The organism is Microbulbifer maximicatervae (SeqCode) (assembly GCF_052467065.1).
In genome coordinates this window covers 1,595,665-1,621,816 of record NZ_CP174299.1, presented here as the reverse complement: position 1 = coordinate 1,621,816, position 26,152 = coordinate 1,595,665, and the positions used below count along the sequence as shown (strand labels likewise).

20 protein-coding genes are annotated in these 26,152 nt (G+C 47.5%); 14 read left to right on the top strand and 6 right to left on the bottom strand.

The window, feature by feature from the left end; genetic code table 11:
* The first annotated feature begins 1 nt into the window (after nucleotide 1).
* The 6 genes from ubiB to tatC all read left to right on the top strand — a co-directional run bounded on the left by ubiB (nucleotide 2) and on the right by tatC (nucleotide 4,123).
* Complete coding sequence (ubiB, locus tag ACJJI1_RS07165) at nucleotides 2–1,612, top strand: ubiquinone biosynthesis regulatory protein kinase UbiB (protein ID WP_444906877.1); 1,611 nt, start codon at nucleotides 2–4, stop codon at nucleotides 1,610–1,612.
* A 51-nt stretch (nucleotides 1,613–1,663) separates the two neighbouring features.
* The gene (gene hisI, locus ACJJI1_RS07160) at nucleotides 1,664–2,056 is read left to right on the top strand and encodes a phosphoribosyl-AMP cyclohydrolase (RefSeq protein WP_282934621.1); all 393 of its coding nucleotides are present in this window, start codon (nucleotides 1,664–1,666) and stop codon (nucleotides 2,054–2,056) included.
* A gap of 7 nt (nucleotides 2,057–2,063) precedes the next feature.
* Nucleotides 2,064–2,396: a phosphoribosyl-ATP diphosphatase gene (locus ACJJI1_RS07155; RefSeq protein WP_282930677.1), complete on the top strand. Its 333-nt coding sequence runs from the start codon at nucleotides 2,064–2,066 to the stop codon at nucleotides 2,394–2,396.
* Between the two features lie 88 nt (nucleotides 2,397–2,484).
* Nucleotides 2,485–2,748 (top strand): Sec-independent protein translocase subunit TatA, encoded by a 264-nt coding sequence (tatA, locus tag ACJJI1_RS07150; RefSeq protein WP_444892350.1) that lies wholly within the window; start codon nucleotides 2,485–2,487, stop codon nucleotides 2,746–2,748.
* Nucleotides 2,749–2,777: 29 nt separating this feature from the next.
* A complete protein-coding gene (gene tatB, locus ACJJI1_RS07145) occupies nucleotides 2,778–3,377 on the top strand; it encodes a Sec-independent protein translocase protein TatB (protein ID WP_444906878.1) in 600 nt (199 codons plus the stop codon).
* On the top strand, nucleotides 3,374–4,123 hold the full coding sequence (gene tatC, locus ACJJI1_RS07140; protein ID WP_413663789.1) for a twin-arginine translocase subunit TatC: 750 nt from the start codon (nucleotides 3,374–3,376) through the stop codon (nucleotides 4,121–4,123). Before tatB ends, tatC begins: the two co-directional genes overlap by 4 nt.
* Nucleotides 4,124–4,434: 311 nt before the next feature.
* On the opposite strand, the gene ACJJI1_RS07135 is transcribed toward tatC, so the two are convergent.
* Nucleotides 4,435–4,608 (bottom strand): DUF3149 domain-containing protein, encoded by a 174-nt coding sequence (locus tag ACJJI1_RS07135; protein ID WP_282930681.1) that lies wholly within the window; start codon nucleotides 4,606–4,608, stop codon nucleotides 4,435–4,437.
* A 110-nt stretch (nucleotides 4,609–4,718) separates the two neighbouring features.
* Nucleotides 4,719–4,952: a hypothetical protein gene (locus ACJJI1_RS07130; RefSeq protein ID WP_444958954.1), complete on the bottom strand. Its 234-nt coding sequence runs from the start codon at nucleotides 4,950–4,952 to the stop codon at nucleotides 4,719–4,721.
* A gap of 71 nt (nucleotides 4,953–5,023) precedes the next feature.
* On the opposite strand from ACJJI1_RS07130, the gene ACJJI1_RS07125 reads away from it, so the two are divergent.
* Nucleotides 5,024–6,160 (top strand): aminopeptidase, encoded by a 1,137-nt coding sequence (locus ACJJI1_RS07125; protein WP_444958953.1) that lies wholly within the window; start codon nucleotides 5,024–5,026, stop codon nucleotides 6,158–6,160.
* Nucleotides 6,161–7,161: 1,001 nt separating this feature from the next.
* Here ACJJI1_RS07125 and ACJJI1_RS07120 read toward each other — a convergent pair.
* The 3 genes from ACJJI1_RS07120 to tkt form a co-directional block, all read right to left on the bottom strand.
* Nucleotides 7,162–9,339 (bottom strand): hypothetical protein, encoded by a 2,178-nt coding sequence (locus ACJJI1_RS07120; protein WP_444958952.1) that lies wholly within the window; start codon nucleotides 9,337–9,339, stop codon nucleotides 7,162–7,164.
* A 169-nt stretch (nucleotides 9,340–9,508) separates the two neighbouring features.
* On the bottom strand, nucleotides 9,509–10,513 hold the full coding sequence (gap, locus tag ACJJI1_RS07115) for a type I glyceraldehyde-3-phosphate dehydrogenase (protein ID WP_444958951.1): 1,005 nt from the start codon (nucleotides 10,511–10,513) through the stop codon (nucleotides 9,509–9,511).
* A gap of 109 nt (nucleotides 10,514–10,622) precedes the next feature.
* Nucleotides 10,623–12,623: a transketolase gene (gene tkt, locus ACJJI1_RS07110; RefSeq protein ID WP_444958950.1), complete on the bottom strand. Its 2,001-nt coding sequence runs from the start codon at nucleotides 12,621–12,623 to the stop codon at nucleotides 10,623–10,625.
* A 258-nt stretch (nucleotides 12,624–12,881) separates the two neighbouring features.
* Between tkt and ACJJI1_RS07105 the strand changes: the two genes are divergently transcribed.
* From ACJJI1_RS07105 to ACJJI1_RS07075, 7 genes are all read left to right on the top strand, one after another.
* Nucleotides 12,882–13,838: a metalloregulator ArsR/SmtB family transcription factor gene (locus ACJJI1_RS07105; protein WP_108734975.1), complete on the top strand. Its 957-nt coding sequence runs from the start codon at nucleotides 12,882–12,884 to the stop codon at nucleotides 13,836–13,838.
* Between the two features lie 72 nt (nucleotides 13,839–13,910).
* Nucleotides 13,911–15,131: a methionine adenosyltransferase gene (gene metK, locus ACJJI1_RS07100; RefSeq protein ID WP_282930687.1), complete on the top strand. Its 1,221-nt coding sequence runs from the start codon at nucleotides 13,911–13,913 to the stop codon at nucleotides 15,129–15,131.
* 107 nt (nucleotides 15,132–15,238) lie between these two features.
* Entirely contained in the window at nucleotides 15,239–16,615 is a 1,377-nt protein-coding gene (gene ahcY, locus ACJJI1_RS07095; RefSeq protein ID WP_369974263.1) for an adenosylhomocysteinase, read from the top strand.
* Nucleotides 16,616–16,679: 64 nt separating this feature from the next.
* Nucleotides 16,680–17,519, top strand: a complete 840-nt coding sequence (metF, locus tag ACJJI1_RS07090; protein WP_444958949.1) for a methylenetetrahydrofolate reductase [NAD(P)H] — start codon at nucleotides 16,680–16,682, stop codon at nucleotides 17,517–17,519.
* Nucleotides 17,520–17,636: 117 nt separating this feature from the next.
* Nucleotides 17,637–18,287 carry an RluA family pseudouridine synthase gene (locus ACJJI1_RS07085; protein ID WP_444958948.1) on the top strand — a complete coding sequence of 217 codons (651 nt, stop codon included), beginning with the start codon at nucleotides 17,637–17,639 and terminating at the stop codon, nucleotides 18,285–18,287.
* A gap of 525 nt (nucleotides 18,288–18,812) precedes the next feature.
* Complete coding sequence (locus ACJJI1_RS07080) at nucleotides 18,813–20,753, top strand: alpha/beta hydrolase family protein (RefSeq protein WP_444958947.1); 1,941 nt, start codon at nucleotides 18,813–18,815, stop codon at nucleotides 20,751–20,753.
* 61 nt (nucleotides 20,754–20,814) lie between these two features.
* A complete protein-coding gene (locus ACJJI1_RS07075) occupies nucleotides 20,815–23,496 on the top strand; it encodes a TonB-dependent receptor domain-containing protein (protein WP_444958946.1) in 2,682 nt (893 codons plus the stop codon).
* 64 nt (nucleotides 23,497–23,560) lie between these two features.
* On the opposite strand, the gene ACJJI1_RS07070 is transcribed toward ACJJI1_RS07075, so the two are convergent.
* Nucleotides 23,561–25,915, bottom strand: coding sequence for a Tex family protein (locus tag ACJJI1_RS07070; protein ID WP_444959365.1), 2,355 nt, complete (start codon nucleotides 25,913–25,915; stop codon nucleotides 23,561–23,563).
* Nucleotides 25,916–26,152: the final 237 nt, after the last annotated feature.

Genomic DNA, 26,152 nt, shown 5'->3' with positions numbered 1-26,152 from the left:
TTTGCCAGTTCGTCGAAGTCTCACAATTGCGCGGGTTTTTCTGCGCTATCGTCTCGATCAATTATTGCCAGCCGAGGAGCGCCCACTGTGGTTGCGGGGATTGCTGCTTCCGGTGAAGTTGCTGCCGCAGTCCAAGATGCCACGGGGCGAAAGGCTGCGCCGAGCCTTGGAAGAGCTGGGGCCCATTTTCGTTAAATTCGGCCAACTTCTCTCCACTCGTCCCGACCTGCTACCGCCAGATATTGTCGAGCAATTAGATTATTTACAGGACAAGGTGCCGCCCTTCCCCAGTGACCAGTGCACGGCTCTGATCGAAGAAGCCCTTGGTGCCAAGGTGGATGAGGTCTTCGCCAAATTTGATCAGCAGCCACTGGCAGCGGCTTCAGTTGCACAGGTGCATGCGGCTGAATTAAAGAGCGGCGAATCAGTGGTCGTCAAAGTACTGCGCCCGGGCATTGATGAGGTAATCCAGGAAGATTTGAAACTCCTGGGGGTGATCGCCCGTGGAATTGAACGCTTTGTGCCCGAAGGGCGCCGCATGCGCCCGGTGGAGGTGGTTGAGGACTATCGGCACACGATTGAAGGTGAATTGGACCTAACTCGTGAAGCGGCCAACGGCACCCAGCTCCGCCGCAACTTTACCAACTCCCCGCTGTTGTATATCCCCGAAGTGCACTGGGATTACACCCGCGAAAATGTCCTGGTGTTGGAGCGTATCGACGGTATCCCGGTCACCGACCTGGCCCAGCTTCGCGCCCAGGACACCAATATGCAGCTGCTGGCTGAGCGCGGTGTTGAGATCTTCTTTAAGCAGGTATTCGAGTACAACTTCTTCCATGCGGATATGCACCCGGGCAACATTTTCGTTTCCAGGGAGCACCCGCAACGCCCGCAATATATTGCGATTGATACCGCAATCGTCGGCAGCCTGACACGGGAAGATCAGTACTATTTGGCGCGCAATCTCCTGGCGATGTTCCGCCGCGATTACCGTATGGTGGCGGAGCTGCACGTGCAAAGTGGTTGGGTTCGCTCCGACACGCCGATCAATGCCTTTGAGTCCGCTATTCGCTCGGTCTGTGAGCCCATTTTTGAAAAACCCCTGGGAGAGATTTCCTTCGCTCGGGTGTTGATCAGTCTGTTCCAAACTGCGCGCCGATTCGATATGGCGGTGCAGCCACAGCTGGTACTGTTACAAAAGACTCTGTTGAATATCGAAGGTTTGGGTCGACAGCTTTATCCGCAGCTGGATCTGTGGAAGACTGCTCATCCATTTTTAGAGCGCTGGATGCGCGATCGAATCCACCCCAAAACAATTGTGGGTGAGATAAAGCGCTACGGTCCGGAGTGGCTTGAGAAATTCCCGCAGATGCCACAGCTGGTGTACTCAGCTCTGGAGCAGTCGCGGGAACTGGCGCCCCAGTTAGAGGTAATTGGCGAGCAGTTGGCGGGCTCGCAACGCCGAGGCTTGCGCCAATATATTCGGCGGGTCGCCGGAGTTGTGTTGGGCGTTGGCGCCATCGCTGTCAGTAAGCCGGAATGGCTGGCTCAGTTGCCGCCGACGGGTTGGGTACTGGGCGTTGCTGCACTAGTGCTACTGCTGTGGCCCTAGGGCGCTTCGGCCTACACTGGAACTTCTAAGGATTGTTAGACATTGACTCAAATTCAAGCAAAGGCCGGTTTTCTCGATAAAGTCAGCTGGAACAGTGATGGCCTGGTTCCTGCGATTGCGCAGGATTTCAAAACCGGGCGGGTGTTGATGATGGCCTGGATGAACCGGGAATCGCTGGCGCTCACTGCCAGTGAGGGTTACGCAGTCTACTGGTCCCGGTCCCGCAAGGGCCTGTGGCGCAAGGGCGAAACCTCTGGTTTCCTGCAGAAGGTGCGTGAATTGCGTCTGGATTGTGATGGTGACACCGTATTAATGTTGGTCGAGCAGGAAGGTGGAATCGCCTGTCATACCGGACGCAGTAGTTGTTTCTATCACCTCCTTCAAGATGAAGAGTGGCAGGTGAATCAGCCGGTGATTCAGGACCCGAAGTCCATTTATAAGTGAAACAATTATGAAAGATGTGCTGCAACAGCTCGATGCGGTATTGGAAAGCCGTAAAAATAGCAGTGATGCTTCTGAATCCTATGTGGCCAGTCTACATAGCAAAGGCCTGAACAAGATTTTGGAAAAAGTCGGTGAAGAAGCCACTGAAGCTATTCTTGCAGCAAAAGACGCACAGAGTAGTGGCGATAATCGAGACCTGGTTGCCGAGACAGCGGACCTATGGTTTCACTCGCTGGTCATGCTATCTCACTTGGGCGCTGATTCTCAGGACGTGGTTCGAGAGCTTGGGCGCCGATTTGGTCTTTCTGGCCTGGAAGAGAAAGCTGCGCGAACTAAGTAAAATTTGAATCACTTGTGGCACCACCCCTGATGGCGGGAGTGCCCGGTAAGAAACTCAAGCCATCCTATTGAATGTAATGGAGACAATTATGGGATTCGGTGGAATTAGTATCTGGCAGTTGTTGATTGTCCTGGTCATAGTCTTGCTACTGTTCGGAACCAAGCGTTTGAAAAACCTCGGAGGCGATCTGGGTGGCGCAATTAAGGGTTTCCGCAAAGCGGTTAAGGATGAAGACAAATCCAAGGATGCTGATGAAGACAAAGATGTCGAGCGTCTCAAGCACGATGAGGAAGAGAAGCCAGGCCAAGACAGTACTGTCAAAAATAAAGATAAACAGTCCCAGGACAAATAATCGGCAACGACTAAGGCGAGTGTCACTCTGTGTTTGATATCGGCTTTTTAGAACTATTGGTAGTTGCTGCCGTGGCCCTGTTGGTGGTTGGCCCTGAGCGACTGCCCGATGCGGTGCGTACCACTTCCCGCTGGTGGTCCGGTTTGAAGCGGACCTTGCACAGTGCTCGTGAAGAATTGGAGCGAGAGGTTGGAGCCGATGATATACGGCGTGAACTTCACAATGAGCGCATTATGCGTGAGATTGAGGAGAGTCGTCGTGAGATGGAGCAAACCTTTAGCGAAGCCAATAAGGAAGTTCACGACGCGCTTAATCAGCCTGAAAAACCACAAGTTGCAGGGACACCAGTAGAAAAACAGGCAGCTGGAGTAAATCATCCTGAGGCACCAAAGCCTGAAAAGGCGATAGAAGAACCTGCTCATCCTCGTGCGGAGCAGGAGGATTATTTGCCAGAACAGGATGAAACTGCCGAGGAGTTACAGGATCCGGAATACCCAGAGCATTGGCATGATTTTGGGGACCCGGATTTAAACCCGGACCATCCTGAAAACATCGATGAAGATGAAGATGAAGAAGAAAAACAAGGCGAGAAGAAAACATCGCAACAGGAAAAAGATAGCCAGTCATGAGCGATCAGTCCCAAGATAAACATCAGCCTTTTATCGACCACCTGATCGAACTGCGTGATCGCCTATTGCGAATCCTCTTAGTCGTATTGGTCTTATTTGTCTGCTTGATGCCATTTGCGTCTGAAATTTATAATTTTATTGCCCACCCTCTACAGGAGCGTTTGGCGGGTGATGTTGGAATGATCGCTACAGAGGTGACTTCCACGTTCCTTACTCCGTTCAAAACGACCTTTATAGTTTCTTTTTTTATTGCAATCCCTTTTGTGCTTTACCAAGTTTGGTCATTTATTGCCCCGGGGTTATATAAAAATGAAAAACGTATTGCTATTCCATTATTAATTAGTAGCGTCGCACTTTTTTATATCGGCATTGCATTTGCGTATTTTGTGGTCTTTCCCCTTCTGTTTGATTTCTTTGTTGGAACTGCTCCAGAAGATATTAAGGTAATGCCAGATATGCGCAGTTATCTGGATCTGGTGCTGAAGCTTTTCTTTGCTTTTGGTTTTGCTTTTGAAATCCCTATCGCGACAGTCCTACTGATCTGGAGTGGGGTAGTGGATGCCAAGACCCTGGCAAGTAAGCGTCCTTATGTGATTGTGGGATGCTTTTTAATTGGGATGCTACTGACACCGCCAGATATAATTTCCCAATCCTTATTGGCCTTCCCCATGTGGCTATTGTTTGAGATTGGCATTTTATTTGGGCGTTGGATGAAGTCTTCACCCAAAGATAAGCCTGCTACCTGAGGTATAAAAAAGTCACCACTGGGCTTTCAGCGGTTAGCTTCACAAGCAGTGCTTGAGGTATTGCAGCTGCGCTCTCGATAGGATTACTCACCTGAGAGCGCTAGCGATACGGGTACAACGCCGCACTCTCTTCTCAGTAGCATCAACTCCATCTCTTCCATGACAAGAAGCTTGATGACACGGTTACTTCCCAGCTGCAGGGAGGTTGACCACCCTACCGGCTGTAGAAAGCCCGCTATTAGATACCAGATCGAGAGATAAACGCTAAACTACCTTGTGCTTGGTTGCTTACAGCAACGATGGAAGCCTAGCTATTTATTGGAACCGGTTGCTTGTGCTGCGATGCGTTCCTGCTCGGCAACAGCTTTTTCAACATTGTTGCGAACCAAGCGAACGAAAAACGCTGCCATCAGGAATATAAAGGCAATAACGGCCAAGCTGAGAAGGCCAGAAAAGCTGGTAAACAGGTCAATTAAAGCATCCATTTTTCTCTCCAAATAGGCTAATGCTTCACCTATGCAGTCTAGGGAGCTGTAATGGAAATCTCTTGACCTAAATCAAGCTGGATCGACTTATCGTAAGAACGACGGGTTGGTCAAAGCAGGGCCAGGGCTGCAAGTAGGCAGAGTAAGGACACGCCACATAAAGAATAAAGATCACTATTTTCTCGCCTTTCAGGCAGAAGCAGTAAAAGCGCCAAAGGTGGCATAAATAGTGCTATCAGCCCCGACAAGGGGTCGCGACTAAAACCAATAAATAGCAGTCGCAACCAGGCAACAGCACCTAAAACCAGCGCAAATACTGTTAAGACGGCTGCCACTGGTGACATGGAATAACCTTTTGCACATGGAATCGTTTGACTGGTGGGTTTCTCTAAGAAAAATACTAATAGGAAAAAGAGTGTATATCAGTATTTCTGATCTTAGGTTTTTAGCGCGCCCCAGAGTTTGGCTGCTCGCATTAGTATTGTTAGGGCTCTACGGGTGCGAGACTGCGGGCTATTACTTCCAGGCTGCAAGCGGTCAATTGCGGATACTCTCCGCCCGGCAGCCGATTGAAGAGCTGGTTCAAGATGGCAATGCTAATGATCAGCTTCAGAAGCAATTGCAACTCGTTCAGGAAATCCGTGCCTATGCAGCACAGGAGTTAAAGCTACCAGTGGGGCAAGCCTATAGTTCCTATGTCCAGCTTGATGATGAATACCCCATATGGAATGTCTTGGCTGCACCAGAGTTTTCCCTGAGCCCCAAACGATGGTGTTACCCCATAGCCGGTTGCGCTAGCTATAGGGGCTACTTCCGCAAATCAGCGGCTATTGCCAAAGCAAATAGCCTGCGTAACCAGGGTTACGATGTCTACCTTGGAGCCGTTCCGGCCTACAGCACCCTGGGTTGGTTTAACGATCCTGTGTTATCAAGCTTTGTGAATTGGACACCGGAGAGACTGGCCGGACTCTTATTTCATGAGTTGGCCCACAGAAGAGTTTATGTGCCGGGTGATACCCGTTTTAATGAGAGCTTTGCTACAGCAGTTTCCGAAATTGCTTTACCTGATTGGCTTCGTAGCCAAGGTCTCTCGAGTTCTGCTGAGGAGACTAAGGCTCAGGCACTGGCGGTACGACAGTTAATGACAGCGACGCGTAAAGAGCTTCAACCAGTTTACCAATCCAACTTGCCGGATGAGGACAAGCGCCAAGAAAAGGAGGAAATTCTGAGTCGATTGAGACGTTGCTATTGGCGTATGGCAGCAGAGTGGTCTTACCCAGCGCGCTACCAGGCTTATATAGAGAAAACCAATAATGCTACTTTGGCTTTGGCTGCAGAATATGAATCTTTAGTTCCAGCTTTTCGTCAGCTTTATATTGATAGTAATGGTTGGGAGGATTTTTATAATGCAGCTGAAAGATTGGGTGAGCTTGACAAGGAAGGTAGAGAGCAGAGTTTGTTGCAGTTGGCTACTGAATATAGGCAGAAAAATACTAAGCAAAAAAAAGTAATTGCTTTTGATGCTGAGGCTTGCATATATGACGACGCTTAAATTTTAAACCGTTTTTAAAGAAAATGACTTTTAATATGCCTTGATTTCAGATAGTAAGTACGGGGAGCTCGGCTGGTAGAGTCAGCACCTCTCTTGACTTGGAAAAAGGTACTGATTAGCTACTACCAGCTGAATGAGAACGAATGATACTAGATTTATAGCCTAAGAAAATCCGGACACCCCCAGAAAACAATAGCAAAATTGATAGTGAGGCATCACTCGACGTTCAGCCGGGAGCTGCGATGCAGTATAGGCTTACGAGGATACCACTCAGGGCAAATATACAAGCTTGCGGAGCTAAGGTGCAAGGCATAGAAAGTGACTGATGACGAGAGGCAACAAATAGCCGCCCTAACTTGGAAAGAATTAAGCTCTCAGCAGACTGCAAGCTGTTATTGGCCGGGTGAATCGGATAGCTGACTGAGAAAATGATCCTGTTATAGGCAAGGTGTGATGGAGCATTGCTGGCTATGGTTGAAGACGCGGTAAGTCGTATGGTTAGCTTTCAAGATAAGTACCATTTGACAATGGCCTAGATCTGTTTGGTCGTGAAAGGATTTTAGAGAGCTTAAAAAACGATATTTATTTTCCCACCCATTTTTATCCTGAGAGATAAGGGTAAAACAAAATAATGCTCCCATTCGACAGTATTTCTTAAAGAATTTTGAATTTTAATAATGTAACATGCGTGCCTCTTCAATTTGTAATGGGTGGCCTGAATAGTAGGTCAGCTAAGTTGAGTGAAGGTTGCCACAGTGATTTTTTGTGGTGCTGAGAGATGATCATGCTTGTAGTGTGAGGGAGTTTAAATTATTACTTTAAACCAAGGTTGATTAAGATGATTTGAGAAATTATTTTTTCAAAAATAAGCTTCGAGATCAAATAAATTGCATGTATGCTGCCAGCAGTTTTTGCTCTATTTGTTCGTCCAAGTTGTCAAGCCGGAGGTTTGATATGCACCTACCTAGAGTGGATAGGCGCAATATTTTATATTGGATAAATTATTTAGATATTATCAGTGCTTGTGAGGTTTCGTAATCATAAACCCTTACTTCTCCAAGCCAGGATGAAATATAGGTTAATCCTGTTTCGGGATCTATAATAGCTCTGTTATCGGTACTGGCATTACTTGAGTACCTGTATTCACGATTTCCTGTTTCAACATCTACATAAATCATTGGTTGATAACCAGAGACTTCATAACTTTCGACAATTAGTTTATTTCTGGTAGAGTCAAATCGTATTTGAGTTGGTCCGGCTAAAGATGGGCCTTCGCCTACATCGTCACTTGAAAATATTTCCCTATGTCCTGTTGTGAGATTTACAAGGTAAATCGAATTCGAGGACTGTTCAGTAACATAAGCAAAGTTCTTGTTTGAGCTCAGTGCCATGTATGTTGGCAGTGTCCAATCGATGCCACTACCAATCCCTCCAGCTTGGCTGATAATAGTTCGGTTTCCAGTTGAAATATCGACACTTAATAAGGCATCAGTATAATGATCAAGAACGTAGAGTAATTCTTTTTCTTCATCTATTTCGAGAGTTAATAGATTATTAAATTCAGGGCCGCTGCCGTACCCAGATCCAGAAATTATAGTTCTGTTACCTGTAGCTTTATCCACTTCTACAATGTAATCAAAAGTTTCAAAGCTGTCAGGGTCATACCAGGAGGAGGCGATGAAAATGCGTCCAGTTTTGTTACCCAGGGCAAAATCGTAATAGTTTCCCACTGAGATTCCAGACCCTATAATATCACTAACAATTATTTTTCTATCGCCAGTTATGGGATCAATTTCCATTATCTCTGGCATATAAGTTTGGGTGGTTTTGTTAATGATTAGTATTTTATTATTGATGCTATCAAATCGTGCAGATGAAGCATTTCTTATAGGAGGTCCATCACCTCTTTTAGATTTTGTTATCTGTTTTCGGACACCTGATTCAATATCAATAGATATTAATTGATGTGATGAACAATTTAAATAAACTGATTCCGTAGTGCGGTCAACAGCTAAGTGGAAGTTTTGCTCAAAAACTAAGTTGTCCTTAAGATAAGTCTCTCTTTCAGAGACCAGCCTCCTTTCGCCTGTAGTAATATTCACTTCTATTAACTCATCATAAAAGTCACCAATATATGCGAATTCTGCAATGTCATCGACTGTAAAGCCCATGCTCAAGTTTAGAGGATAGCCAGACCCATAAGTACCACCGCTAATTATGGATCGGTCACCGGTATTTAGGTCAACTTCTATAAAATAATCTACGTTTGGGTGAATACTTCTATTTCTGGTAATGGCAAAAAGTTTTCCATTCCTGGCTTCTATACCCAATATGTGCTGTAAATCTGCTCCGCTACCTGTCGATTGGTCAGCAATAATCCGTCTGGTTCCACTGACTAAATCTACGCTAGCTATATACCAATTAGAAGCGTAATCTGTATCAGATATGTAGAGCATATTATTGCTGCTATCTATCGTGATTTCTCCAGTTGTTAAACTAACTTCATTTGTATTTTGTTCAGAAATAGTAATTGGTATGAGGTTAGATAAATCAAGTAGTACTATGTTGCCATCATAGTCCATTCCATATAGTTGTTTTGTTAGAGTGTTGTAACTGGATCTCCAAATATCAAAATCAAATGGAGTGTATGTTTGATTGCCTGTGTTTAAGTCAGTTTCTACAATGTCAGGATAGCTACCGATTACCCTGTGGTTTTCTTGATCGTAGGATATTTCCCCACAAGCATTATATTTATGAGGTATATAAACACTAACTATTCTAGTTGCCGCAGCTTGTGAGATATTTCCATTAATATCTTCTACTTTTACGGTCAGCGTATTTTCTCCAAAGCTATCTAGAGGTACTTCCACTTGCCAGCTACTAAAATTAACGTCAGAAGTTGAATCTGCGGGCACCCCATTTACTGATACACTTTCTACAGCCTCATTATCACTTGCAGAGCCTCTTATTATAATATTACCTTGCCTTGTAACTAACCCATCAATATGTGGGAAATCAATTGTTGCAGTTGGAAAAGTGCTGTCGTTTGAGCTTCCAGTACTACTGTTAGTTTCATTGCTGTCATTAGAGCCGCCACCACCACCTCCTCCACAACCATGAAGAATTGCTGTTATAAGGATGAAGCCTGATAACTTATTTAAACTAGAGAAAATAAACACAACAAATCCTTGTACACTTTTCAAGAAAAAGTAATTTAATAAATAAATTGATTATTCTAAATAAATATTTAGTGTAAGTATATGGAATGAAAAATATTATTTTGGTTCGAATGTCTTAAGTCTTAATGTTGTATCAGTAATTTTCAATAGGGTGGAGTATGGATGCTTTTTAGATTATCTTTACTAAATCCAGCATCCGATTCGCAAATCCCCATTCATTATCAAACCAAATCAAAATCTTGGCTAATCGATTACCGGCTACACGAGTTTGGCTTGCATCGATGATACCGGATCGGGGATCGTGATTAAAATCACAGGATGCGAGAGGTTCTTGGGTAAAACCTAACACACCATTAAATTCAGATTTAGAAACTGATTTTAATAGGGCATTAATATCTTCCCGGCTGACTTCTCTTTGCAGTGAAACGGATAAATCAATCGCGGAAACGTTGACTGTGGGCACTCGCAGGGCTTGTGCCTCAAACTTGCCGACCAAGTTAGGTAATATTCTCTCAATACCCCGGGCCAAAGCCGTATCAACAGGAATAACCGAGCTTACTGCTGAACGTGTCTTTCTCAGATCAGTATGGTGATAGGCATCACTTACTGGTTGATCATTCATTGCAGAATGGATGGTAGTAATGACTCCAGCTTCTATACCGAAGGCCTTATCCAGAGCAGCAATCACTGGCACGCTGCAATTAGTTGTGCAGGAGGCTGCCGAAATTATTTGCTCTTTGCCATTTAAAATATGGTCGTTTACCCCGTAAACAATCGTGGCATCGACATCCCGGCTGGCGGGTTGGGAAAATAGTACTTTCTTGGCTCCTGCGGCAAGGTGCAGCTCTGCGCTCCGTCGCTGCTTAAAGCTGCCAGTACATTCCAGTACGATATCTACCTGATCCCGCAACCAATCCAGATCTTCTAATCGCTCGCAATGAGTAACGGCAATAGAATCTCCATTAACCTCAAGGACATCTTCATGCACGGAAACTTCGCCTGAGAAGCGACCGTGGACAGAGTCGTACTTTGTCAGGTGTGCAATGGTGTCGCAGTCAGCCAGTTCATTGATGGCAACTATTTGTAAGCTGTCACGGGCGCCAGACTCATAGAGTGCGCGTAAAACGGAGCGGCCGATACGGCCGTAGCCATTGATGGCAATTCTAGTGGTCATAGCACAACTTTAGGCAGGAGAAAAAATGTCAGCTAAGCGTCCCCGCGCGGCGCTGAGCCAGTGCCGCGCGGGGTTGATACCTAAATGATATTCAGTGGAGAGAACAGTATTACTTCAGCAGTTTTTCTACCGCTTCAGCCACATTGTCCACAGTGAAACCAAAGTAGCGCATCAAGTCGCCGGCAGGGGCAGATTCGCCAAAGGTTTCCATACCGATAATAGCGCCATCGAAACCGACAAACTTATACCAGTAGTCTTTGTGGCTCGCTTCTACAGCTACTCGTGCACGTACAGAAGAAGGCAGTACGGACTCACGATAAGCCTCTTCCTGCTCCATAAACAACTCGGCACAGGGCATGGAAACAACGCGAACTTTCTTGCCAACCAGTTTTTCCTGGGCCGCCATCGCCAGCTCTACCTCGGAGCCAGTGGCAATAATAATGGCTTCAGGAGCACCTTCGCAGTCGGACAGTACGTATCCACCGCGCTCAATCTGAGCCAGCTGTGCGCTGTCGCGATCTTGAGGAGCCAGGCCCTGACGGCTAAAGACCATGGTGCTGGGGCCTTCTTTGCGCGCGATAGCCATCTTCCAGCTCACTGCGGATTCAGTGGCGTCACAGGGGCGCCAAGTGTGCAGGTTCGGAGTGGCGCGCAAGGCGCTGAGCTGTTCTACCGGCTGGTGAGTCGGGCCGTCTTCTCCCAGGCCAATAGAGTCGTGGGTGTAGACAAAGACCACACGCTGCTTCATCAGTGCGGCCATGCGCACAGCATTGCGGGCGTATTCCATAAACATCAGGAAGGTAGCGCCGTAGGGCACGAAACCACCGTGCAGAGCGATACCATTCATAATGGCGCTCATGCCGAATTCGCGCACACCGTAATAGATGTAGTTGCCTGAGGCATCCTCGGCGCTGACGCCTTTGGAGCCTGACCAGATAGTGAGGTTGGAGCCAGCCAGGTCGGCGGAGCCGCCGAGGAATTCGGGCAGCAGCGGGCCGTAGGCGTTCAAAGCGTTTTGGCTGGCTTTACGAGAGGCGATCTTCTCTGCATTTTCCTGGCAGGCTTTGATGTACTCATCTGCTTTGCTGAGGAAATCTGCGGGCAGTTCACCGCTCATGCGGCGCTCAAATTCGGCTGCCAGCTCCGGGAATTCTTCGCGGTAATCGGCCAGGATATCTTTCCACTCGTCTTCCTGGGCTTCACCTTTGGCTTTGGCATCCCAGCCAGCGTAGATATCTTCGGGGATTTCAAATGGGCCGTGGGCCCAACCAAGGGTTTCGCGAACCAGGGCGATCTCTTCGTCACCCAGCGGTGCACCGTGACACTCTTCGCGCCCCTGTTTGTTCGGGGAGCCGAAACCGATCACGGTTTTGCAGCAAATAATGGTGGGCTTATCGGTAACAGAGCGAGCTTCTTCAATAGCGGCTTTGATAGCGGCGGAATCGTGGCCATCCACATTGGGGATTACGTGCCAGCCGTAGGATTCAAAGCGCTTGGGCGTGTCGTCGGTGAACCAGCCTTCCACTTCACCATCAATGGAGATGCCGTTGTCGTCATAGAAGGCGACCAGCTTGCCCAGGCCCAGAGTCCCGGCCAGGGAGCAGGCTTCGTGGGAGATGCCTTCCATCAGGCAGCCATCGCCGAGGAATACATAGGTGTGATGGTCTACCAGCTCGTAGCCGGGGCGATTGAACTGGGCACCCATGATCTTTTCTGCCATTGCCATACCAACAGCGTTGGTGATGCCTTGGCCCAGTGGGCCGGTGGTGGTTTCTACACCAGGGGCATAACCGTATTCGGGGTGGCCCGGAGTTTTGGAATGCAGTTGGCGGAAGTTCTGCAGCTCTTCAATCGGCAGGTCATAGCCGGACAGGTGCAGCAGGGAATAAAGCAGCATGGAGCCGTGACCATTGGACAGTACAAAGCGGTCGCGATCGGCCCAGCTGGGGTTGGCCGGGTTGTGCTTTAAGTAGTCATTCCACAGCACCTCGGCGATATCCGCCATACCCATGGGCGCACCGGGGTGGCCGCTTTTGGCTTTTTGGACCGCGTCCATGGACAGGGCGCGAATGGCGTTGGCCTTTTCAGCGCGAGAGGGAGTAGAAGACATAAGAAGAGCTCTCTGGTTTCTTAGCTAGGGTGCGGCGCTGCTCTGCCGGCAGATTCCCGCAACAACAAAATGGTGGCGTATTTTCCCGTAAAGGGCGGCCCCGCGCAAAGCTTTGGTTGGGGATTTGTTGTTGAGTGCAGCAACAAACTTCTAATTCTATGCATTAGGCGGCGCCATTAACATCTATATCAAAAATATTTAATAAAGCTATATCAAAACATTTTGATATAGGTGTGCTCCCCTGCTAGACTTCGCCCCATGTCTGAAAATGAGCCAGCACCCGAACTGAGTCCAGCCGAGGCAATTCCTCAGCTGGCCTTGACCCTGAAAGCCGCCGGAGATCCCCTGCGGCTCGAAATATTGCGCCTGCTTAGCCAGGATTCTTACAGTGTTTTAGAGCTGTGCCGAATCTTTGATTTGCGCCAACCGGCCCTGAGTCATCACTTGAAAGTGCTCGCCCAGGCAGGTCTGGTAAACAAGCACCGCGAAGGTAATAACCTTTTCTACCGGCGCACTGCAGCTACTCCACTGCTGGCACAGCTATTTACAAACCTGGATCATTTGCCTCTGGCCGATGTGCGGGTGCAGGCGGTATCCCGGATTTCTGAAGAGAGAGCGGAAGCATCGCGACGTTTCTTTGCCGATTACGGCAACCGCTTTCGCGAGCAGCAGGAATTGATTGCCAGCTATGACGTATACGGACCACAGGTGGCTCAGCTGCTCAAACCTGGTCGTCATGCCTTGGAAGTTGGGCCTGGAGAAGGTGAATTTCTACAGGAGTTGGCTCAGCGTTTCGCGACAGTGACAGCACTGGATCTGTCTTCTGCAATGTTGGAGCGGGCCCAATCTTTTGCCGATGAACAGGGTATTAAAAATATCGAGTTTGTCTGTAGCGATACTCGCGCTGCTGCGGCACGGCCGGCCAGTGCCGACACCATCGTGGTGAACATGGTGCTCCACCACACTCCTGACCCGGCACAAATTTTTCATGATTTGCACGGCGCCCTAAAAAAGGGCGGGCAGCTTTTAATTGCAGAATTGCAGGAACACAGCCAGGACTGGGCCAGAGAGGCCTGCGGAGATTTATGGCTGGGTTTTGCTCCAGAGCAGTTGAGTGACTGGGCCGCGACTGCCGGCTTGCAAGATGGGCGCAGTATTTACAGCGCCCTGCGCAATGGCTTTCAGATCCAGATAAGAGAGTTTATTAAGCCCTGACGGGGGTTTGTCAGGCATAGCCTGAAGTTAAAAGATATTCAACCGCTGCGGCGGGACAATGGAGACCTCAAAATGAGTGAATACAGACTGTTTACCTCAGAATCCGTATCTGAGGGGCACCCGGATAAAATTGCCGACCAGATTTCCGATGCTGTATTGGATGCTCTACTGGCCCGTGACAAGCAGGCGCGGGTAGCCTGTGAAACCCTGGTGAAAACCGGTATTGCAGTTATTGCCGGCGAGATCTCCACCTCTGCCTGGGTAGACCTGGAAGAGCTGGTGCGTAAAGTTATCACCGATATCGGCTACACCTCTTCTGACGTGGGTTATGACGGTGAGACCTGTGGTGTTATCAATGTGATCGGTAAACAATCTGTGGATATCGCACAGGGTGTAGACCGCGCTAAGCCGGAAGACCAGGGTGCTGGGGACCAGGGGTTAATGTTTGGTTATGCGACCAACGAAACCCCCACCTTTATGCCTGCACCGATCTACTATTCCCACCGTCTGGTTGAGCGTCAGGCTGAAGTGCGTAAATCCGGTCTGCTTCCCTGGTTGCGTCCCGATGCAAAAAGCCAGCTGACCTTCCGTTACGACGAACAGGGTCGCCCCTGTGCGATCGATGCGGTTGTTCTTTCAACTCAGCACAACCCGGATGTCAGCCAAAAAGATCTGCGCGATGCAGTGATGGAGTTGATTGTTCACAACACCTTGCCGCTGGAATGGCTGCATAAAGACACCAAGTTCCATATCAACCCGACGGGCAACTTTGTTATTGGCGGGCCAGTTGGGGACTGCGGTCTCACCGGGCGCAAGATTATCGTCGATACTTACGGTGGCTCCGCTCGCCATGGCGGCGGTGCGTTTTCCGGTAAGGACCCCTCTAAGGTTGACCGCTCTGCCGCTTACGCAGGTCGCTATGTGGCTAAGAACATTGTCGCTGCAGGCTTGGCCAAGCGCTGTGAGATTCAGGTTTCCTACGCCATCGGTGTCGCCGAGCCGACTTCCGTAGCAATTAATACTTTTGGAACCGGTTTGGTACCAGAGGATAAGCTGGTAGAGCTGGTGCGCGAAAACTTTGACCTGCGCCCTTACGCCATCTCCAAATCCCTCGACCTGTTGCACCCGATGTATCAGTTGACCGCAGCTTATGGTCACTTTGGTCGCGATCCGTTTACCCACACTTACAATTGGATCGACAGCAATGGCCAGGAACGCAGTGAGAGCTTTACTGCTTTCCCATGGGAAAAAACCGACAAGGCGGATGCGCTTCGCTCCCAAGCCGGCCTCTAAGTTTCAGAAATAAATATTCATGCCTGCGCCAAAAGCGCGGGCACACAAAATATGCTGGGTACCACTCGGCAAGCAGATAATTTTTGGACTCAAAAACGATGAATCAAATGAGCACTGAATTTAAAGATTACAAAATCGCGGACATTTCCCTGGCCGAGTGGGGGCGCCGTGAAATTGAAATTGCAGAAGGTGAAATGCCGGCACTGATGACCCTGCGTGAGAAATACCGCGCAGAGCAGCCGCTGGCGGGTGCCCGTATCATGGGCTGTATCCACATGACAATCCAGACTGCAGTGCTGATCGAAACTCTGGTCGCGCTGGGCGCTGAAGTTCGCTGGTCCTCCTGTAATATTTTCTCCACCCAGGATCACGCTGCTGCTGCCATTGCTGCGCGCGGAATCCCCGTATTTGCCTGGAAAGGTGAAACTGAAGAAGAATACGAGTGGTGCCTTGAGCGCACTATTGGTGCCGATGTTGCCGGCTGGCAACCCAATATTATTTTGGATGACGGTGGCGACCTCACTGAGTTGCTGCACCGCGAATACCCGCAACTTCTCGATGCTTGCCACGGTGTGAGTGAAGAGACCACCACCGGCGTACACCGCCTGCAGGATATGCTGCGCGAAGGCACCCTGAAGATTCCTGCGATCAACGTCAATGACGCTGTGACCAAGAGCAAGAACGACAATAAATACGGCTGTCGCCACAGCCTCAACGACGCCATCAAGCGCGCCACTGACCACCTGCTCTCTGGTAAGCGAGCGCTGGTTATTGGTTACGGCGACGTAGGTAAAGGTTCCGCAGCATCCCTGCGCCAGGAAGGCATGATCGTACGGGTTTCTGAAGTGGACCCGATCTGTGCGATGCAAGCTTGTATGGACGGCTTTGAGCTGGTTTCCCCCTACATCGACGGCGTTAATACCGGTACCGCTGAGGGTATTAACAAGCAGCTGCTGGCCAATACAGACCTGATTGTTACTACAACTGGCAACGTAAACGTTTGCGATGCCCACATGCTTTCCGCCCTGAAGAGTGGTGCGGTGGTTTGTAATATTGGTCACTTCGATAATGAAATCGACACCGCCTTTATGCGTGAAAACTGGGAGTGGCAGGAAGTTAAGCCGCAGGTACATAAGGTAGTTCGCAATAGCGAAACCAATGATCACTTGCTGCTGCTGTCTGAAGGCCGCCTGGTAAACCTTGGCAACGCTACTGGCCATCCGAGTCGCATCATGGATGGCTCTTTTGCCAACCAGGTTCTCGCCCAGATCCATTTGTTCAAAGAAAAGTTTGCCGACTTACCGGCAGATCAAAAAACTTCAGCGCTGTATGTAAAAGTACTGCCCAAGCACCTGGATGAAGAAGTTGCACGCTATATGGTTGAGGGTTTTAGTGGTGTTATTACCCGTATGACCGAGCAACAAGCTAACTATATCGGTGTTTCAGTTGAAGGTCCGTTCAAACCTGAAAGTTATAAGTACTAATCACCCCTAACTAAAAGGTGCCGGTATCGCCGGCACCTGAATTGTGCGGGGTTGGAGAAATATAATGAAAGACTCCATTCGCATAAGTTTCGAATTTTTCCCTCCTAAAACGCCAGAGGGCCGCGAGAAGCTATACAAAACTCGCGAAGCGCTCCAGGCATTTAATCCTGAATTCTTTTCTGTTACCTATGGTGCCGGTGGTACCACGAGAGAGACAACGTCGAGTATTGTGACCAATATGCGACGAGATGGTATTTCAATTGCCCCACATTTGTCGTTTGGTGGTGATAATGAAGAGACAATACTGGGTTTGTTAAATGAATATAAAGAGGCGGGAATTAATCGAATAGTTGCACTGCGTGGTGATATGCCGTCGGGCATGGGGGCGGTGGCGCAACTGGTTTATGCGAATGAATTAGTCGCCTTTATTCGCCGACATACCGGCGATCAATTTCATCTTGAGGTAGCTGCTTATCCAGAGATTCACCCGGAGTCGAACAGCTATGATGATGATATACGTTATCTTAAAGGCAAGTTCGAGGCGGGGGCCAATAGTGCCCTTACCCAGTATTTCTATAATCCAGATTCTTATTTTTACTTCATTGATCAGTGTGAAAAAGCTGGTATCGATGCCCCTATTTATCCTGGCATTATGCCGATAGTTAACTTTGCTAACCTAGTACGTTTCTCTCGAAATTGTGGTGCAGAGATTCCAAGATGGCTGATTAAACGTATGGAAAGTTATAGCAATCCTGAGGACATTCGAAAGCTAGGTTTAGAGGTGGTCACTGATCTCTGTGAGACTTTATTGGAAGGTGGTGCGCCGGGCTTGCATTTTTATACGATGAATCAAGTCAATGCTTCAACGGAAATTCTTGGGCAGTTAAATATTGGTAATAAATGACCTTTTCGTTAAGTATTTTTAAAGCTATTCGTATTAGATATGTTTGCAAACCTAGCTAAACGCAGATATTGTCCCCCCGATCACATATTTCCTTCAATAGTATATGAAGATACCCACTTGGTCGTAGTTGATAAACCAAGTGGGCTTTTGAGTGTTCCTGGAAAGGAAATTACACATAAAGACAGTTTAGCTGTTCGAGTCCAGAAATATTACCCTGAGAGCTTAATAGTCCACCGCCTTGATATGGATACTTCGGGCCTTATGGTTATGGCTAGAGGCCCGGAAATCCATAAAGCATTGAGCTTACTATTCCAAAATCGAAAAGTTAAAAAGACTTATTACGCATGGGTATGGGGAAATCCGGAGGAGGATTCAGGGGAAGTCAATTTTCCATTGATTTGTGATTGGCCAAATCGACCACGTCAAAAAGTAGACTTTGAACTAGGTAAGCCTTCGTCGACACACTGGAAGGTCATATCTCGGACCAGTAATTGTAGTTTACTACAGTTACAACCGATTACTGGGCGGTCCCATCAGTTGCGGGTGCATATGCAGGCAATGGGGCATCCAATTTTAGGTGACCCTTTTTATGCACATCAGGCTGCGTTAAATGCATCTAGCCGATTGCTGTTACACGCGACAGAAATTGAGCTGGCCCACCCTAAAAGTAGTGAAGGTTGTTGTTGGGTAAGCCCGCTGCCCAGTGAATTTTATAGGAAAACTAAAAGCTCTATTGAGGAGGAAGTATATTTCATTCAATGTCACTGAAATAATGATTGAATCTCACAGGTGGTATATAAGCATGGATGCATGTCATATTTTTATATACTACTAATGGAAATTATCATTGTTTAAATATCTTTCTTATTTAAGGGGGATATTCATAAATTTATTGTGAAACCAAAGTAAAGTTGGTACTTTTGTTTATATTATGTCATTTATGACAATTGCTTATCTCCCTCATTTTAATTAAATTGATTATCGCCGATAATGTTAATTATCATATGGCGACCATTTCTGTTATAAAGTATATTAAAGAGAAGTTAATTATTAACGATAGTGCCACTTTTTTAGGACGGTTGTATCAAGTTTTCTATTGTTTTGTTTTGTTTCTTTTGATTTTTTCTAAATTTTAGATGGGGATATGTTAAGTAAACTGCGAGGGTATTTAACTATCAGTTAATCAGCCAATATTCGTTATTATAAAACTTTGGAATATGCAGGTTTGGTTTGGCAGATTTTGGCAGCCGATAATATTTTAATGGGTTTGTTTTTGATCTCGGAGAGTAAGGGATGAGTTTCCGTAGTATATTTTTTATTTTTTTGTTGGGGATTTCCTGTAATGTTTGGGCTTTGACGCAAAAGGAAACTCCAATAGAGGCCTTTGCGCACCTGCCCAAATATGGGAATTTACAAATTTCTCCAGATGGTAAACATTACGCTGCGGTATTGCGGACTGATAATGGCGAGAGTGTACTCGCTGTTATCGATGCAGACAACTTAAAAATAATTAATAGGTTAAATATTTCTGGAGTCCATGCAGTAGGTAGTATTTATTGGGCGAATAGCGATCGAATTATTGCAAGTTTAATAAGAAATTATGGCTTCTTGGATATGCCTATTCCAACGGGAGAGTGGATAGGGTTAAGTGTAAAGGGAAAAAATAAAGGATTTATTTTTGGTCAAGGGAAAGGCTCTGGTAGTGCAACTCTACAGGCAGATAGTGGTTTCGCTGTCCTTAGCTCCCTTTTACCCAAAGAGCCAAATAAGGTATTGATGACTGTTCGTAATGGAAAACGCGCACGCTTAATTAAATTAGATGTCTATAGTGGAAGAAGCAAGCGTGTTTCAAGGCTGCCAGGAGAAAATTCTCAGGTTGTAGTCGATATTGATGGAAATCCAATATACGCTAAAGCCAGTCGATCAGACGATAAGGAAAACTATTTTGATATCTACAAGAAAAGTGATGGAGCAGCATGGGAGAGAGTTGACTCATTTATAGATGACTCTAAAGGGACAGTAGAGCCAATTTCATTTGCGGGAAAAAACTCTTTTTATGTTTTGGATACCAGGTTAAATGATACTAGTAGTTTGGTTAAATGGGATCTGGAATCAGAAGAGCCGAAGTTACTCTATAACCACCCTGAAGTTGATATAAATTCTTTTAATTTTGATCGAAATGGAAGTCTCTATTCGATTGAAATTATGCCTAATTACCCTCAGTCAATAATTGTTGACCCAAACTCTCATTATTCAAAGTGGCATCAGGATCTAAGCACAGCTTTTAAGGGTGCGTTGGTCAATATCACTAGTGCTAGTGATGATGGGACAAAAGTAGTTGCCTCAATTGAAACAGATAAATTTTCCCCCGCATTTTATCTATATGAACCTAAAAAAAATTCTGTTAAGAAAATACTTGATCCATTTCCATTGCTGAAAGATGTTGAGCTGTCTCCAGTAGATGCCGTTACTATTGAAGCTAGAGATGGTGTAAAATTACAGGGCTATTTGACAACTCCGAAAAAAGATAGGGCAAATGGACACCCAATGATTGTCATCGCTCATGGTGGTCCTCATGGGGTGAGAGATGAGTGGGGTTTTGACCACGAGGCACAGTTACTGGCTGATCGAGGTTATGCAGTGCTTCAAATCAACTACCGTGGCTCCGGCGGTTACGGTCGAAAGTTCTTGTATAGCGGATATGGTAAGTGGGGAGCAGAAATGCAAGATGACCTCACTGATGCCACTAATTGGGCGATTAATGCGGGGATTGCCAACAAAGACAAGATCTGCATCTACGGTGCATCATATGGTGGGTATGCAGCCCTTATGGGAGGGATAAGAGAGCCCGATCTTTATAAGTGTGTTGTTGGTTACGTGGGGGTATATGATTTGGACATGATGTTCGAAGTGGGGGATATATCTCAGCGGCAGTCAGGAATTAATTATCTGCGTGATGCACTTGGTACTGATAAGAAATCTTTGCTGGAGAGATCCCCAGTATATAACGTAGACAAACTCAAAGCCCCTCTGATGATTGTCCATGGTGAAAAGGATATTAGGGCTCACTTTAAGCATGCTTTAGTATTGCGAAAAGCTCTTGACGAAATTGATTATGAGTATGAGTGGCTGACCAAGAAGAAGGAGGCACACGGCTTTATAAAAAATAAAAATAGGGAAGAGTTATATAATAAATTATTACAATTCTTTGATGAGCATATTGGAGATGCCTAGCTAGTTATAGGCGGATTTAAAAGCAACTAAAATTAAGCCTTTTGTAAAATAGGGGACAATGATGATAAATATGCAAAAGAAAATACTTAGCGTAGCTGTACTTTCAGCTATTTCTGGGGGGGTCTTTGCACAAGATACCGCTAGTGAGAGTATAGAAGAGAAAGTTACGGAGGAAGTCGTTGTAACTGGATCTTTGATTCCCAGAACTAATTACGACGGTCCTAGCCCGATAACCGTTATCGATAGTGCTGCCATTCAAGAGCGTGGCTTTACCAACCTGTCAGATGTTTTGCGCTCAATTTCCCAGTCCACGGGAGGCGTTGGTGGTGAGCAATATGCAAGCTCATTTACTCCAAATGCGCAACAAGTGAATTTACGTGGTATGGGATCAGGGCGTACCTTGGTTCTGTTAAATGGTCGCCGTTTACCTGACAACCCGACGCCAAATAATGGACAAAGTAACTTCTTCAACTTTGCAACTATACCTCTTGCTGCGGTTGAGCATGTTGAAGTGATGACAGATGGTGCATCTGCGATTTACGGCTCTGATGCTATCGCAGGTGTAGTGAACATTATCACCAAGAAAGATCTTGATGAGACCGTTGTTTCCCTGCAAGCAGGTACAACCACCGAAGGTGGTGGTGACTCAACAAAGCTGCAGGCTGTTACAGGGTTTACCTTTGATCGTGGAGCTGTAACTCTTACCGCTGAGTATCAAGAGCAGAAGCCTATTTTCGGTAAAGACCGTGATTTCATGGATTCATACATGGATCGACCGGAAGAGTTTAGGTACGCTGATCGTGCCATTCTTGCTTTAGATCGATTCGAGACTCTCTATATTGATCCAACAGAAGAAGTTTGTGACGCGTCCAATACTGGCTATACCTACTCATACCGCCCTGAGCGTGGCTACTATTGTGGACACGATGGAGACGGTGAGGAAAGCCTGAGAAACTACAGAGAGCGTTGGAGCCTGTTTGCAGATGGGCGCTATCAAGTTACTGATAGCATTGAGTTCTTTGCAAATACTATGTATTGGAATTCCAGTGCCACGAATCAAAACTTTCGACTCTGGTGGGGGGATGACACTTTAGATGAAGATTTTAATTACACTTATCTTCAGAAAATTTTCACTCCGGCAGAAACGGGATCCCAAGATTCCGAATATGATGAAAGCACCTGGAATATTACAGCTGGATTTAATGGCGACCTGACAATAGCTGAAAAAGATTTCCGTTGGGAAGTTGCCTACACCTATGGTTCCTACGACTACGAAGACTCTCAAATGCGCTTTAAAGAAGAAGCAATTAATGAGTGGTTCTTAGGGACAACCGATTTATGGGGTTATGGGATTCTATCCGGTAATTCAGATAATTCCATTTATAACTTGATGTCTCGTGAAGATGCGCAAGCACTCATGGGCCTTAAAAAGCTTGAAGCGAATTCCGAAAGTCAGCAGTTTACGGCCAATATCGTAGGTGACTTGTTTGAGATGCCGACTTCGGGCATGCCGGCAGCGATCGCAGTTCAATTTGAATTTGCCGATCAAAGCTATGAAATGATTCAGGATGATAGAACCCTTAATCAGGATGGTATGGGCTGGTGGGGACTTACTGGCACCGAAGGTGGTGGCGATAGAGCCCGCACAGCATTAGGTGTTGAGTTTTCTTTGCCAATCTTGAGCAACTGGGAAGTATCTTTAGCAAGTCGTTACGATCACTACAATGATGACTCCGACGTAGGTGGAAGGGTTTCCTCTCAAGTTAAGACCCGCTATGACATTACTGATACGGTAGCAGTGCGTGGTGGCTGGTCTCAGAGTTTCCGAGCTCCCGATATGCACTACCTATATGCCGGAGAATCAGGCTATTTCACGACGGTCGAAGATTTTTATAAGTGTACAGTCGATGAGGGAATTGATCCTGCAGATTGGGGTACTTGCGATGCAGAGCAAGTTGCTGGTAGTCGTTCAGGCAGCCTAGAACTGCAAGAAGAAACTGGTGAGAACCTTAACTTCGGATTTGTTTTCTCTCCTGTGGATAACCTTCAGGTAGCGATTGACTGGTATCGGATTGAACTGGATAACATCGTGCTTGATCAGGATGAGCGCGAGTTAATGCGTGACGAGGCAGAGTGTCGCCTTGGTCTAGTGGATAGTGACAGTGACTACTGCCAATCGCTTTATACAAAAATTGAGCGTGTAACAAATGATGCTCTTGATCAGGACCTTGAGCTTGAAAGGATTAATACCACACCAATCAACCAGTCAAAACTTCTGCAGGAAGGTATTGATACTTCTTTTGAATATACTTACCTAACAGAATCTTTTGGTGAGTTTGAACTCGAAATGACTTATACGATCCTCACAAAATACGAGGAAACTGTATTCGCGGGTGATGATCCCAAAGATCTGCTCGATGCACTTGATAATTATGATCCAAGATCTAAGTTTGGCGGTGCTTTAACTTGGCGTTATGGTGATTTTGGTACCACCCTGTTTGCTTCGCGTATTGGCAGTCTGCCCAATTATGCTGAAACTGGACGTATTTCTAGTTGGACTACTTATAACTTAAATATGAGTTATAGCGTTTCTGATAATTTGGGATTAGCGCTAAGTGTTAGCAACTTAACAAATAAGCGTCCTCCTAATGATCCGACTTATGATACGTGGCCATACTTCTACCGCGGTCAATATAATGCGATCGGAAGAGAAGTATTTGCTGATGTTGTGTACCGGTTCTAAACTGCTCTAGTAAAAGGCCCCGGTTATCACCGGGGCCTTTTCATTGATGAAGAATAATAAAGTTTTATTTTTTATTCTTCATCGCAGCCATCAAAATATCACCCATGCTGCCACGGCCATTACCTTGGCCCCCTTTCTGGGAGCGGTTGCCCTGCTGCTTGTTGTAGCGCTGGGCTTGGCGGTTTTCGCGCTGATCACCCTTTTTGATACCGCCACTGCCCTGCTCACCGGGCTCGTCAGATAAACGCATGGAAAGGCCGATACGCTTGCGGGCAACGTCCACTTCCATCACTTTAACTTTGACAATATCACCGGCTTTTACGATTTCGTGAGGGTCTTTAACGAACTTCTCTGAGAGTGCAGAGATATGTACCAGGCCATCCTGGTGAACACCGATATCCACGAAGGCACCGAAGTTGGTAACGTTGGTGACTGTCCCCTCGAGTACCATTGCCGGGCGTAGATCTTTAATTTCCTCTACGCCCTCTTCAAATTTGGCCGTGCGGAATTCCGGGCGCGGGTCACGGCCAGGTTTTTCCAGTTCGGCGATAATATCGGTAACGGTAGGTACACCGAATTTTTCGTCGGTATAGTCTGCCGGATTCAGTCGGCGCAGGAAGCCGGAGTCGCCGATAAGGCTGTTAATTTCACGGCTATTTTTTTCGGCAATGCGTTTAACCACGATATAGGACTCGGGGTGCACACCGGATTTATCCAGCGGATTTTCACCGTTATTAATACGCAGGAAGCCGGCGGCCTGTTCAAATGCCTTGGGCCCTAAACGCGGAACTTCCATCAGTTGCTTACGATTTTTGAAAGCGCCGTTCTGGTCGCGGTAGCTGACGATATTGTTGGCAATAGATGCAGTCAGGCCGGAAACCCGAGCCAGCAGCGGTGCAGAGGCGGAGTTCAGCTCAGCGCCGACACCGTTTACACAGTCCTCAACCACTGCGTCCAATGAGCGGGCCAGTTGAGTCTGGGAAACGTCGTGCTGATACTGGCCAACACCAATGGATTTGGGTTCGATTTTCACCAATTCTGCCAGCGGGTCCTGCAGGCGACGGGCGATGGAGATGGCTCCACGGATAGTCACGTCAAGATCCGGGAATTCCCGCGCAGCATATTCAGAGGCGGAGTAAACGGAAGCACCGGCTTCGTTAACCACAACTTTTTGAGCTGTCAGCTTATATTGCTTAATGGTTTCCCCGACGAATTTGTCGGTTTCGCGGCTGGCGGTGCCGTTGCCAATGGCGATCAGGCCCACATTGTATTTATTACACAGGGCAGCAATAACCGCTGCAGACTCCTGGTGACGATTCTGTGGCGGGTTGGGGAAGATAGCGGTGTGATCGAGTATCTTGCCGGTGGCATCGACCACGGCGACTTTGACCCCGGTGCGCAGGCCCGGGTCGAGGCCGATAGTGGCCTTTTGCCCGGCCGGAGCTGCCAGCAGCAGGTCTTTCAAGTTGCGGGAGAATACCTTGATGGCCTCCTCCTCTGCTTTCTCACGCAGCTCACCCATCAGATCAGTTTCCAGTGCGGTCAGCAGCTTGATTCGCCAGGTCCAGCGCACCACTTCGCCGAGCCATTTGTCTGCAGGTCGTCCCTCGTCGGTGATATCCACATGGCGGGCAATCATGGCTTCGCAGGGATGGCTGGCGGTTGGGGAGGCCCCTTCTTCTTCAGCGAGGCCCACACTGATGGCGAGCACGCCCTCGTTGCGGCCGCGGAAAATAGCCAGGGCGCGGTGGGAGGGCACCTTGGACCAATCTTCGGCGTATTCAAAATAGTCGCGGAACTTGGCCCCTTCCTCTTCTTTGCCTTCGAGCAGTTTGGATTTCACCTGTCCGTCGCGCTTGAGGAATTCACGCAGCTTGCCCAGCAGCTCGGCGTCTTCGGCAAAGCGTTCCATCAGGATAAATTTGGCTCCATCCAGAGCGGCTTTGATGTCTTTGACGTGAAGGGAGGCGTCTTCGTTGTCGGTGTTGAGGTATTGCTCTGCTTCGGCTGCGGGGTCGAGGGAGGGGTTGTTGATCAGTGCATCGGCCAGCGGTTCCAGACCAGCCTCAATGGCGATTTGCCCTTTGGTGCGGCGCTTGGGTTTGTAGGGGAGGTAGAGGTCTTCGAGGCGATTCTTGGTGTCGGCACTGTTAATTTGTTGTGACAACTCTGGAGTCAGCTTGCCCTGCTCATCGATGCTTTTCAGGATGGCAGCGCGGCGCTCTTCCAGTTCGCGCAGATAGCGCAGTCGGTCTTCCAGGGTGCGCAGCTGGGTGTCGTCCAGGGCCCCTGTCACTTCTTTCCGGTAGCGCGCAATAAATGGGACTGTGGCTCCTTCATCGAGCAGGGATACTGCGGCGGTAACCTGTTGTGGTCTGACATTGAGTTCTTCGGCGATGCGAACGTTGATATCCAGCATTTGATGTTTACATCCGTTTTCCGGGAAATTTCGTACCGTTAAGGGCGATGTTGGACCAGTAAGTAGCCTTTCAGTTTCCGTGGTATTTGGCGGGTAAACGAGAGGGCCCTTACAGGAGTAATTTGGGGTCGGCATTATGCGTTACCCGAGCGCAGCGAGGAAGGTTTGCGGCAGGACACAAACTTGTGCGGCAGTCTGCATCCAAATTGCCTCTTATGTGCGTCGAACTCCAGTAGA